Here is an 11635-nt window from a genome sequence, read left to right as displayed (position 1 = left end):
ATCCCTCCCCCCCCCCCCCCCCCCCCCCCCCCCCCCCCCCCCCCCCCCCCCCCCCCCCCCCCCCCCCCCAGCCCCCTTCTCTTTAATGCTTGAACTAATGCTTGAACTAGTTCGTGTAGTACAGCGGGTTCACCTTGAGGCATTCCCCGCCCTGGGCAGCGGTGCTGGCCACAATGTCATCCGGCACCACGATCTTGCCAAATTCAACCCCGGAGACCCAGTCCGTGCCCACCACCAGGCTCACGCCCGAGATGCCTGGGTCGGATTTCAGCGCCGTCGCAGGCAGCTTGAACAGCGCGGCAACATCGGCGGCCACGTCAGCCATCTCAGGACCGTAGAGCACCTGCGAGACGCCCTGCGCCGGAACGTCGCCCGCCTGCCAGGAGCTGTTGAAGCCCGCCTTGGCCAAGGCCTGGACGATCTCCACCGTGCGGCCCACCACTGCCGAGGCATTGGAGACACTGATGGGCTGAATGGCCTTGTCGTAAGCCGGGGCGGCCGGGGCCTGTGTGGTGGGGGCAGCAGTTGTCCCGGGACTGTTGGCCGGCGCCGAGCTGGGAGCCGGTGTTGGCGAGGGCGTCAGAGCCTTGTCGTGGCGCAGGGCTGCAAAGAACTGGCCCGCCGCCGGTTCCTTGAGCTGGACCCTGTTGGCATCCGCTGCGTAGGGCTCATACGGCACCGTCACAAACGAGACCTGGGCCAAGTCAATCTTGGCCAGCCTGTTGGCGATGCCAATCATGGCCGGAATGTTGGCCAGGCCCTCGTCAATGGTCAGATTCTTGGTCACCACATCAGCTAAGTTGTACAGCTTGGGCAGATTGGTCAAGGTGTCCTCGCTCTTGACCTTGCGGACCATGGAACCGAGGAAGTATTGCTGTGCCTTGATTCTGTCCAGGTCGCTGGCTTCCCCGAATGCATGGCGCGTGCGCAGGAAGGCCAGGGCCTGTTCACCCTTGACCAGGCTCTTGCCGGCGGGCAGCTTGAGGAAGGAACCGTTCACGTCGTACATGGCGTGGTCAACACACACCTCCACGCCGCCCAGGGCGTTGGACAGTTCCTTCACGGCCGTGAAGTCGGCCAGCATGAAATGGTCAATGGTCAGGCCCGTGATGTCATTGATGGCGGCCACGGTGCACCCGGGGCCAGCATCCAACGCCGCATTGAGCTGCCCGCTGGGCGTGCCGGGAATGACGTCGCCCCCGCTGGCCGGTTTGCAGTCGGGGATGGGCACCATCAAATCACGCGGAAAACTTGTCACGGAGACCCGGCTGTTGTCGGCGGAGATGTCCATCAGGAGCATCACATCCGACTTGCCCTCGCCGGCGGAGTCATCGGCGGTGCCGTAGTCGCTGTTCTTGCCCGCTCGGGTGTCGGTGCCCAAAATAAGAATTTGTAATGAGCCGGTGTCTTCAACAGGCGCTTTAGTGGAATTCGGGTTCAGGCCGGCGTTCAAGGGGGAAGTGGTGACATTGCTTTGGAGCTTGTAAAACAGCAAGCCAGCGGTTCCAGCACCTAGGACAAGGGCGCCGGACAGCGTCACGGCAGTGATTCTCAGCCACAGTGGGGCCTTGCGGTGCGCCTTGTAGTGGCGGCCCACCGGCTCATCATTTTCGATCGGTTTTTTCCGTGGATTGCCGGCAGTGCTGGCTGCCCCCGAATCGGCACGGCGTCGCCCCATGTATAAACCTTTCAGAATGAATATTAACTCTGTCGAGTTTAGCTGTGATTTCTGGGAAGAACCCCCAAGCCGGGCACACATGAGAGAAGAAGTGGCGCCCGATCCTCGGCCGCCACTTCTCAACACACTATTTAGAAACCAAGTTTAACAAGCTGCTTCGGGTCGCGCTGCCAGTCCTTGGCCACCTTGACATGCAGGTCCAAATAGATCTTCGTTCCCAGCAACGCCTCGATGCCCTTGCGCGCATTGGTGCCCACTTCACGCAGCCTGGCGCCGCCCTTGCCAATGATGATGGCCTTCTGCGAGGGCCGTTCCACGTAGAGGTTGACGCGCACATCCAGCATGGGGTTGTCTTCGCTGCGTCCCTCACGGGGAATGATCTCTTCGACCACAACGGCCAGGGAGTGCGGCAGTTCATCACGCACGCCTTCCAAGGCCGCCTCACGAATCAATTCCGCCACCATGACGGCCTCGGGCTCGTCCGTGAGTTCGCCATCCGGGTACAAGGCCGGCGAAAGAGGCAGGTATTCGGCAAAGACTGTGGCCAGGGTGTTGACCTGGAAGTCTTCAACGGCGGAGACGGGGACGACGGCGGCGAAGCCCCGCTCGCCGATGACCTCGCGGCCCAGCTTCTCAACAGCTATGAGCTGGTCTGTCACCGCCTGGCGGTCCACCGTGTCAGTCTTTGTCACGATCGCGATGACCGGCTTGTTGCCGCCCACCTGGCCCAACTGGGTGGCAATGAAACGGTCCCCGGGGCCGATCTTTTCGTTGGCGGGCAGGCAGAAACCAATCACATCAACTTCGGACAAGGTGTCCGCCACCAGGTCGTTGAGGCGCTTTCCCAAAAGGGTGCGCGGCCTGTGCAGCCCCGGGGTGTCCACCAAAACCAGCTGGAACGTGTCGCGGTGCACAATTCCGCGGATCGTGTGGCGGGTGGTCTGCGGCTTGGCGGAGGTGATGGCCACCTTCTGCCCCACCAACGCGTTGGTCAGCGTGGACTTGCCGGCGTTGGGACGTCCCGCGAGAACTGCAAAACCTGCCCGGAACCCCTCACCCTTGGCTTCAATTAAGGCTAGTTTGTCCTTGGACTTACTCATGATCACTCCTGTGGTCTTGCTGGGTGGGGTTGGCAGCCGCCGCTGTGCCGCCGTCGTTCTTGAATTTGTTGGGAAAATCATAGCTGTTACTGCCATTGTGGGCCGGTTCTACAGCGCTGGCAATGACGTGGCTGACCCTGTTGCGCGATGCCTCCATGCGATCGGCCACCAACAGGATGCCGTTGGCTTCAACGCTGCTGCCCAGGGACGGGATCTTGCCAAGATGCTTGGCCAGGAACCCGCCCACCGTGTCCACCTCGTCGTCGTCGATGTCCTTGCCGAACAGCTCGCCCAGTTCGTCAACAGCCATGCGTGCACTGATCCGGAAACTGTTCTCGCCAAGCTTTTGCACCTCCGGGGAGACCAGGTCATATTCGTCGGCGATCTCGCCAACGATTTCCTCGATCAAGTCCTCCAGGGTGACAAGGCCAGCCGTTCCGCCGTACTCATCAACCACAATGGCCACGTGGGTGGACTCCTGCTGGAGTTCCTTGAGCAGGTCATCCACCGGCTTGGATTCGGGCACGTAGCGCACGCTGCGAGCCAACTGGTCCACCCTCGGGCGTACGTCCCCGTCGGCATGCCTGTAGAGGCTGGCCACCAGGTCTTTCAGGTACAAAATGCCCAGAATGTGGTCGCTGCTCTCACCGATGACCGGGATCCGGGAGAAGCCCGAGGCCAGGAAAGCCTCCAGGGCCTCCTCCAAGGTGGCGTCCTGCTCAATGCTGCGGATGTCGGTGCGGGGCACCATGACGGCGCGGACCATGGTCTCGCCCAGGTCAAAAACGCTCTGGATGAGGCCGGCCTCGTTTTCCTCGATCATCTCCGACTCACTCGCGCGGTCAACGAACTCGCGAAATTCCTCTTCACTGACAAAGGATTCATCCCTGGTGGGTGCGTCCTTGGAGAACGCGGCACCCACCCGGATGAGCCAGTGCGGCACAGGGCCCAGGATGCGGGTCAAAAAATGCACCAACCAGGCGGTGCGGCCCACCAGCGTGGTGGCATATAGCCGGCCCAGGCGGCGCGGTGAAACACCCACCATGACGAAGCCAAGGACTGCCATGACCACTGTGGCCACCAGCCCGGCCAACCATTCGTTCTCCAGCAGCCGGACCAGGAACAAGGCAACGGCAATGGCGGCAGCCATTTCGGCCCAGACCCGCCAGAAACGCAGAGCGTTCAGATGTGCCATGGGGTCGGCAAGGATTTTCAGCAGGGACGTACCCCGTGCGTGGGCTGCCACGGTTTCGGCGTCGTGGCGTGGAAAAAAGTTCAGCGCTGATTCAATCGCGGACAGCAAGGCTGCGATAGCCATGAAAACCAAGCCCATGACCGGCAAAACAACAAGCGTCACTTCATTGTCTCCCGGGGGGCTTCCCTGCCCAGGAAGCTGGAGAGCAGCTCACGCTGAATCCCGAACATCTCTGCCTTTTCCTCCGGCTCACGGTGATCATAGCCCATGAGGTGCAGCATGCCGTGGGTTGTCAGCAGCAGCAGTTCCTCTTCCATGGAGTGGCCGGCGGTAACTGCCTGCTCCTGGGCAACCACGGGGCACAAGACAATGTCGCCCAAAAGTCCGGCAGGGGTGGGTGCAGCGGCGCTGCCGGGGCGGAGCTCATCCATGGGGAAGGAGAGAACATCTGTGGGTCCGGGTTCATCCATCCACTCAATGTGGAGTTTTTCCATGGTGTCCACATCGGCCAAGATGATGGAAACCTCGGTTTGGGGGTGCACAAACATGGCAGTGAGAATGTGCTTGACGAGCTTGACCAGCTCTTCCTGGCGCACTTCCACACCTGATTCATTGTTGATTTCGATGCTCATCTGGAGGTGCTTTCCTTGGCTGTTGGGGGGCTCGGATGGGTTTCATCCCAGGAGTTGTAGGCGCTGACTATGGCTCCCACCAGGCGGTGCCGGACTACGTCCTCGGCATCCAGGAGCGCAAAGTGGATGTCGTCCACGCCTTCCAAAATATCTTTCACCACGCGCAGCCCTGATTTGGTTCCGCTAGGAAGGTCCACCTGCGTGATGTCTCCGGTGACAACTATGCGGGAACCAAATCCCAGCCGTGTCAGGAACATTTTCATCTGCTGGGGGGTGGTGTTTTGGGCCTCATCCAAGATGATGAAGGCGTCGTTGAGCGTGCGTCCGCGCATGTACGCCAGCGGGGCCACCTCAATGGTGCCGGCGGCCATGAGGCGTTGGATGGTTTCCGGATCCATCATCTCGTGCAGGGCGTCATAGAGCGGGCGCAGATAAGGATCAATTTTGTCGTTCAAGGTACCCGGCAGGAAACCAAGACGCTCCCCCGCCTCCACGGCGGGGCGGGTCAGGATGATGCGGCTGACGTCCTTGCGCTGCAGGGCCTGGACCGCCTTGGCCATGGCCAGATAGGTTTTGCCTGTTCCTGCCGGCCCAATCCCAAAGACAACCGTGTTCCTGTCGATGGCATCAACATAGAGCTTTTGGTTGGCGGTTTTGGGGCGAATGGTCCGGCCCCGGCTGGAGAGGATGTCGTAGCTGAGAATGTCCACCACGGAGGAGTCCGGCCGGGTCTTGAGCATGGTCACCAACTGCTCCCACACGCTGGCGCTCATGGGGCTGTTGCGCGCCACCATGCCCCGGGCTTCCTCCATGAGGTGCATGATCCGGGGCACCACTGCCGCGGGCCCAGTGATGGAGAGAACGTTCCCGCGGGCCAAAAAACTGACTTGGGGGTAGAGTGCCTCAACAACGCGCAGTCCTTCATCCTCGGCACCCAGCGCCGCCACCATCTGCTCGGTGGAGTGAAAGTGCACCACTTCGGTGCGCGTGCCGTCAACGGAATGCGGAAAGTGCCGCCCCGGACCCTCATCAGGATACGAATCGTGGCGGTGCGCTGTTGTCTCTGCCATAATTTCGGCCTTCCTAGCCTGAAATCTCTCCTTGGGTTTGCCGGTGGTTGCCACCGAATTTCTTGCCGCTGATACCTGTTACCGATTCTAATGCACGGCCCCAACAACGCAGCCCATAACCCACGTGAAGCTTGATCACACTTTGGTGCCACATGCCGGGCAAAGTATTTCGATACGGTTTCAGTTCTTTCCCTAGGGGCGTAAACCGGGCATCGGGGTTCTGTATTGTGCCAAGCTTGAACAGGTCTAAGGAACTGTGGGGAACCTTGACTAACGCTTTTTCAAGGGTGGTTGCGAATATGTACCGCCCTCCACAGACCAATAGACCAGCGAGACAATTCCCCATGGCCGCACCGTCCCCAGCCCCGTCAGGACGCCATGGCGCGCCCGGCTCCAGGGCCCGTCAGAATCAGCGCCCCCGCGTCCGATTCCGCGCGGTGGACGGCCTTGCAGTCATTGGCCTTTCCTTGACGCTGGCGCTCATGGGTTGCACCGAGAAGGTCAGCGATCAGCACAATGTCACGATGCCCACCAGTACTGGCTCAACCGCGTCAACGCTGGTGACCAGCGCACCCCTGGAGACGGCCACGGCCGCGCAGACCCTTCCCGTTTACTGGCTGGGGCGCAGCAACGACGACGTGTTTTTGTACCGGGAGTTCTTCCCCACGGCCGCCACCGACGACCCCATTGTTAGCGCGCTGCACACCATGATGAGCGCCAAACCCAGCGATCCGGACTATTTTTCGCTGTGGAATAAGCCAAGCCGGCTGGGGGCGTCCATCTCCGCCAAGAACGTGATCACCATTGACGTCTCAGCCGATGCCTTCGGGCAAAATATGGACCAGGGAATCGCCGACCGATCCGTGTCCCAGCTGGTGTACACGGCCACGGCGGCCGCTGCCATGGCAGGACTCATTGATGCCTCCAGTGCTGTGCAGGTTTCCGTCCTTGTTGACGGTCACACCGGTTTCAACGCTTTTGGCCATGTTGCCTTGGACAAGCCGCTGACCCGCAATCCGGCGTTTGTTGCCCCCGTCTGGCTCATTGACCCCGCCAACGGTGCCACCTACCGAACCCTTCCGCTGAAGGTCAAGGGCCAGGGCGTCTCCCCCACGGGGACCCTTGCCTGGGCGTTGTCCCATGTGAAGAACGGCGAGGTTTCCGACGTCTACATGACAGGGACAGTGTCCATCCCCCAGGGCCCCAGCGAACTGGGCGAATTCAACTTCAACCTGGTTCCCCCGCCCGGCAGCTACCAGCTGTCTGTCTACCTTGCGGACCCGCTGGTCCCGGGGCGCCAGATTGGTCTGGACACCAAGATCGTCACCATCAGCCAACCCTAAGGAGGCTGCTCGGGAGGGGTCGGGTTTAGGCCCAGCGGCCCAATTCCTGACTCAGGAGCACCACCGCGGCCGGTCCGGCCGTGGAGGATCGCAACACGTGGTGGCCCAGCAGGGCGGTCTGCGCCCCCGCTGCCAAGAATGCCTGCACCTCGGCGTCGCTCATGCCACCTTCCGGACCCACGATCATCAGCACGGTCAAGGCCGCCTGCGAATCCTTGAAGTCCTGTGTCGACTTCCAGGCACGCGCCACGGCAGCCAGCGAATCGGTGGCGTCCTCATGCAGGATCAAGGCCAGATCCGCTGCCTGGATCTGTTCGCAGATACCGGCCGTTCCCACCAGTGCACCAACCTGCGGAATACTGGAACGCCTGGCCTGTTTGGCCGCCGCGGCAACCACCTGGCGCCATTTTTCCGGACCCTTAACGGCCTTGTCCATTTTCCACCGCACAATGGAGCGTTCGGCCTGCCACGGAACCACGGCATCGATGCCCAGCTCGGTGGCGGTTTCGATGGCCAGCTCATCCCTGTCCCCCTTGGCTAGCGCCTGGACGAGGGTGAACGCAATGTTGTGGGCGGGTTCGGCCACAACGGCCTCAACCTCAACACTCAGCACACCCTTCTCGGCGCCGGTGACGGAGCAGACCAGACGCAACCCGGCGCCGTCGCACACGTCAACCGGCTCGCCGGCAGTAAGCCGCTTGACGGTGACGGCATGCTTGCCCTCGGCACCGCCTAGGGAAAATGCGGCACCGGGGCCGAGGCCAGCAAGCTCGGCGGGCGTGGCGTAGAAGACTGGGTTGCTCATGGGCTTTAGAGGTTGCCGAGCTTGTCGCGAAGCTTGGCGAACATGCCGCCGCTGGAGACCAGCTTGCCCTCCGTGAAGGTTTCACCGCGCAGGGCGGCCAGCTGCTTCAGGAGCTCTTCCTGGGCGGCGTCGACCTTGGTGGGGGTTTCCACGTGGATGTGCACCTTCAGATCGCCACGGCCAAAGCCCCGCAGGTGCGTCACACCCAAGCTGCGCAGGTTGATGATCTCCCCAGCCTGGACGCCCGGCTTGATGCTGATGGGCTGTTCGCCGTCGAAGGTTTCAAAGGTCAGCTCGGTGCCCAGCGCGGCAGCCGTCATGGGCACGCTGAGGGTGGCGTGCAGGTCATCGCCTTCACGCAGGAAGTTGGGGTCGTTGTTGACCTTCATCTCCACATACAGATCGCCCGCCGGGCCGCCAGCCGGACCCGCCTCGCCCTGGTGGGCTAGCTGAATGCGGGTGCCGGTGCTGACGCCGGCCGGGACCTTGATGGTGAAGCTGCGGCGATCACGCACACGGCCTTCACCCATGCACTCGTTGCACGGGTCAATGATCATGGTGCCAAAGCCCTGGCAGGAGTTGCAGGTGGCCAGCGTCATGACATTGCCCAGGATGGAGCGCACGGGGCGTTGGATCTGGCCGCTGCCGTGGCAAACATCGCACGTGGTGGGTGAGGTGCCCGGACGGCAGCAGCTGCCTTCACAGGTGCCGCAGGTGATGGCGGTGTCGATCTCAAGCTTCTTGTTGACGCCGAATACTGCCTCTTTCAGGTCAATGCGGACTGTGATGAGGGCGTCCTGTCCCCGCCGCATGCGCGACGCCGGTCCACGCCCGCCACCGCCTCCGCTGCCGCCGAAGAACGTCTCGAAGATGTCCTGGAAGGCGAAGCCCTGGCCGTCAAAGTTGCCGCCGCCACCGCCGTTGTCGTTGCCATTTTCGTTGCCCGTGGTGTCGTAGACGCGGCGCTTTTGCGGGTCTGCAAGGACCTCGTAGGCGTGGGTCACTGCCTTGAAGCGGTCCTGGGCATCCGGGGCGTCGTTGACGTCCGGGTGGAGCTTACGCGCCAGTTTGCGGTACGCCTTCTTGATTTCTTCGGGGGTCGCGTCGCGGGCGACGCCCAGTGAATCGTAGTGATTGCTCAAAGTGTTGCTCTCTTTAGTGGAATCGGTGGCCGCTTAGCCGGCCAAAATTCTAGACAGGTACTGCGCCACGGCACGCACGCTGGACATGGTGTTGGGGTAATCCATCCGGGTTGGGCCCACAACACCAAGCTTGGCAGTTTCGCCCGGCCCGTAACTGGTGGCCACAACTGACGCCTCTGCCAGCGAATCGTGCGGGTTCTCACGGCCAATAACTACTGCCATGCCCAAGGAATCTTGTGCCATCGCCTCCAAAAGGCGCAACAACACAACCTGTTCCTCCAAGGCATCAAGGACAGGGCCAATGCTGAGCGGGAAGTCATTGTTGGACCGGGCCAAATTGGCTGTCCCCGCCATAACAATTTTGTCTTCCCGGGCATTCCCGGCCAGCAGCACCAAGCCTTGGGCCAGGCGCGCGGCCGGCCCCTGCTCGGACGGCTGGACTGTTGGCGGGATCCTGACAACGGCCTCGGGCAGACTTGCCACCGTCATCCCCTGCAGGCTGGCCAAAAACACTTGCCGCAGCCCAGCCAGCATGGCGTCGTCAACGTTAGCTCCGACGTCGATCACGTTCTGCTCAACCTTGCCGGACGCCAAAATCAGCACCACCAGCACCTGGCGTGCAGCCAGCGACACAAATTCAATGTGCCGCACCGTGGCACCGGCCGAGCGCGGATACTGCACCACAGCCACCTGGTTGGTCAGCTGGGCCAGGGTCCGCACCGTCCGTTCCAGGACATCGTCAAGGTCCGTGGAGCCCTCCAACAGCACGGCAATGGCGCGGCGTTCGGCGGCTGAAAGTGGTTTGACGGCGGACAGCTGGTCAACAAAAAGCCTGTAGCCCTTGTCGGTGGGAATACGCCCCGAGCTGGTATGAGGGGCGGCGATTAGGCCTTCCTCTTCCAGCGCTGCCATGTCGTTGCGGATGGTGGCGCTGGAAACACCCAAATGGTGCCGTTCAACCAGGGCCTTGGAACCGACGGGCTCGCGTGTGTGTACGTAGTCTTCAACAATGGCCCGCAGGACCTCCAACTTCCGTGGTTCACTCATGCCCGTCACCTCCTTTTCATTGGCCTAAAAACGCTGGCACTCTACCCAGTCAAGTGCTAAGTCTAATACTTTTTCGCCAGCCCCTCCCGTGCCCCTGCGACCATGGCGAACCCCCATTTGTGCCTCGCGGAGCGGATAGCATGGGTTTTCACAGCTGCAGCGTTCGCCATGAGCGTTGCCCCAAGAATGAAGAGTCAGGTTTTAGCGTGGAATTCAACCAGTGGGGCCCCCAAGATTTGAGCGCACCTCCCGCCCGAACGCTGCCAAAGGTGGAGGCCGTCTCCGGGCTTGTGGTGGAGGACGTGGACACCGGCTGGGTGGGTGCCGTGGTCAGGCTGGAAAAGTCCGGCGGCATGCATATTGTGGAGCTTGCTGACAGGCGCGAGAAAATCCGTGCCTTCCCACTGGGATTTGGTTTCCTGCTGGACGGCGAAGCCGTTGAGCTCATTGCCCCGCGCGTTGTGGCTGCCAAGGCGATCCAGCGCACGGCCTCCGGCTCGGTGAGAGTTGCCAACACCCGCGCCAAGGTGGCCAAGGCCAGCCGCATCTGGGTGGAGGGCAAGCACGACGCCGAACTTGTTGAGAAAGTCTGGGGAGACGATCTGCGGGTTGAAGGGATTGTGGTGGAGCCCTTGCGCGGCATCGACGACCTGGCCGCAGCCGTGGCTGACTTCTGTCCCGGACCCAACCGCCGTTTGGGCATTTTGGTGGACCACCTGGTGCCGGGATCCAAGGAATCGCGCATTGTGGCCAATCTCATGAAGTCACCTGGCACACACAACAACGTTTTGGTGGTGGGCCACCCCTATGTTGATGTGTGGCAGGCCATCAAACCGGCCACATTGGGCATCCCCGCGTGGCCGGTTATCCCGCGATCCATGGAATGGAAGCTGGGCATCCTTAAGGCGTTTGGCTGGCCACACAGCACTGCCGAGGACATTGGTTTGGGGTGGCAGCGGCTGCTGTCACGGGTGAATTCCTACGCCGATTTGGAGCCTTCATTGCTGGGCCGGGTGGAAGAAGTGATCGACTTCCTCACGGCACCCGTATCCTAGAGAGTGGCCAGCGATATGTTGGCCAGTAGTTTCGCTTGTTGAAAGGCCAGTCACAGTGAGTCATCCGGTAAACCAGCAGAATGGTCCCGTCAAACCGCCGCTCACACCCGTGGAAGACAAGCAATGGGCATTCATGGCTCATTGCGGCGGCATTCTGGGCTGCGTTCCGGCATGGTTGATCCACCGCTACATGGCTCCCCGCGGCCGGTTCACCGCCCAGGAATCCCTGGAGGCGCTGAACTTCACCCTGCCGCCCACGGCCATTGCGGTGCTTCTGAATCTGCTTGGATTCATCTTCACCTTCTTCAACCCGCAGCTGGGCACAGTGTTCTTCCTGCTGGCCCTGCTCGTGTGGGCGTTCCTCACCGCGTTCTCCGTCATTGCCGCCGTGAGCGTCAACAAGGGCCAGCCATACCGCTACTCCCTGAACCTGCGCCCGCTCAAGTAGCACAGGGCCAACAACGGACCATTGAGGGCGTGCCAAAAGGGGGGGGGGGGGGGGAGGGGCGTCTGCACCCCCCCCCCCTCGTTGCGCTAACCCACCCCCCTTGTTTGGGACAAAAACAAA

The 11635-nt window shown here is 61.8% G+C and carries 11 protein-coding genes; 3 read left to right on the top strand and 8 right to left on the bottom strand.

Features of this window, described 5'->3' with window-relative positions; all coding sequences use genetic code 11:
- Positions 1–106: 106 nt before the first annotated feature.
- The 5 genes from ACX80Q_RS18335 to ACX80Q_RS18315 all read right to left on the bottom strand — a co-directional run bounded on the left by ACX80Q_RS18335 (position 107) and on the right by ACX80Q_RS18315 (position 5675).
- Positions 107–1678 (bottom strand): LCP family protein, encoded by a 1572-nt coding sequence (locus ACX80Q_RS18335; RefSeq protein ID WP_459331978.1) that lies wholly within the window; start codon positions 1676–1678, stop codon positions 107–109.
- A gap of 131 nt (positions 1679–1809) precedes the next feature.
- Complete coding sequence (era, locus tag ACX80Q_RS18330; RefSeq protein ID WP_459331977.1) at positions 1810–2778, bottom strand: GTPase Era; 969 nt, start codon at positions 2776–2778, stop codon at positions 1810–1812.
- Complete coding sequence (locus ACX80Q_RS18325; protein WP_459331976.1) at positions 2771–4135, bottom strand: hemolysin family protein; 1365 nt, start codon at positions 4133–4135, stop codon at positions 2771–2773. The genes era and ACX80Q_RS18325 overlap by 8 nt, the downstream gene beginning before the upstream one ends.
- Positions 4132–4605 carry an rRNA maturation RNase YbeY gene (gene ybeY, locus ACX80Q_RS18320; protein ID WP_459331975.1) on the bottom strand — a complete coding sequence of 158 codons (474 nt, stop codon included), beginning with the start codon at positions 4603–4605 and terminating at the stop codon, positions 4132–4134. Before ybeY ends, ACX80Q_RS18325 begins: the two co-directional genes overlap by 4 nt.
- Positions 4602–5675, bottom strand: coding sequence for a PhoH family protein (locus ACX80Q_RS18315; protein ID WP_459331974.1), 1074 nt, complete (start codon positions 5673–5675; stop codon positions 4602–4604). The genes ybeY and ACX80Q_RS18315 overlap by 4 nt, the downstream gene beginning before the upstream one ends.
- A gap of 344 nt (positions 5676–6019) precedes the next feature.
- On the opposite strand from ACX80Q_RS18315, the gene ACX80Q_RS18310 reads away from it, so the two are divergent.
- Positions 6020–7018, top strand: a complete 999-nt coding sequence (locus ACX80Q_RS18310; protein WP_459331973.1) for a GerMN domain-containing protein — start codon at positions 6020–6022, stop codon at positions 7016–7018.
- A gap of 25 nt (positions 7019–7043) precedes the next feature.
- Here ACX80Q_RS18310 and ACX80Q_RS18305 read toward each other — a convergent pair whose 3' ends face one another.
- The 3 genes from ACX80Q_RS18305 to hrcA are packed head-to-tail and all read right to left on the bottom strand — an operon-like array spanning position 7044 to position 10012.
- Positions 7044–7823, bottom strand: coding sequence for a 16S rRNA (uracil(1498)-N(3))-methyltransferase (locus ACX80Q_RS18305; protein ID WP_459331972.1), 780 nt, complete (start codon positions 7821–7823; stop codon positions 7044–7046).
- A 5-nt stretch (positions 7824–7828) separates the two neighbouring features.
- Positions 7829–8965, bottom strand: coding sequence for a molecular chaperone DnaJ (dnaJ, locus tag ACX80Q_RS18300; RefSeq protein ID WP_459331971.1), 1137 nt, complete (start codon positions 8963–8965; stop codon positions 7829–7831).
- Positions 8966–8998: 33 nt separating this feature from the next.
- Entirely contained in the window at positions 8999–10012 is a 1014-nt protein-coding gene (gene hrcA / locus ACX80Q_RS18295) for a heat-inducible transcriptional repressor HrcA (RefSeq protein ID WP_459331970.1), read from the bottom strand.
- Between the two features lie 206 nt (positions 10013–10218).
- Here hrcA and ACX80Q_RS18290 point away from each other — a divergent pair, with 206 nt between their 5' ends.
- Positions 10219–11067, top strand: coding sequence for a DUF3097 domain-containing protein (locus ACX80Q_RS18290; RefSeq protein ID WP_459331969.1), 849 nt, complete (start codon positions 10219–10221; stop codon positions 11065–11067).
- Between the two features lie 55 nt (positions 11068–11122).
- A complete protein-coding gene (locus tag ACX80Q_RS18285) occupies positions 11123–11515 on the top strand; it encodes a DUF4870 domain-containing protein (RefSeq protein ID WP_459331968.1) in 393 nt (130 codons plus the stop codon).
- Positions 11516–11635 lie beyond the last annotated feature (120 nt).

The organism is Arthrobacter sp. HLT1-20 (genome assembly GCF_054510895.1).
Note: the sequence above shows the minus strand (reverse complement) of the source record. Positions and strands in the feature narration are given on the sequence as shown.

Coding starts and splice junctions, on each gene's coding strand:
- ACX80Q_RS18305 (WP_459331972.1), bottom strand. CDS start 7,823: ATGAGCAACCCAGTCTTCTACGCCACGCCCGCCGAGCTTGCTGGCCTC.
- ybeY (WP_459331975.1), bottom strand. CDS start 4,605: ATGAGCATCGAAATCAACAATGAATCAGGTGTGGAAGTGCGCCAGGAA.
- ACX80Q_RS18310 (WP_459331973.1), top strand. CDS start 6,020: ATGGCCGCACCGTCCCCAGCCCCGTCAGGACGCCATGGCGCGCCCGGC.
- ACX80Q_RS18335 (WP_459331978.1), bottom strand. CDS start 1,678: ATGGGGCGACGCCGTGCCGATTCGGGGGCAGCCAGCACTGCCGGCAAT.
- hrcA (WP_459331970.1), bottom strand. CDS start 10,012: ATGAGTGAACCACGGAAGTTGGAGGTCCTGCGGGCCATTGTTGAAGAC.
- ACX80Q_RS18315 (WP_459331974.1), bottom strand. CDS start 5,675: ATGGCAGAGACAACAGCGCACCGCCACGATTCGTATCCTGATGAGGGT.
- era (WP_459331977.1), bottom strand. CDS start 2,778: ATGAGTAAGTCCAAGGACAAACTAGCCTTAATTGAAGCCAAGGGTGAG.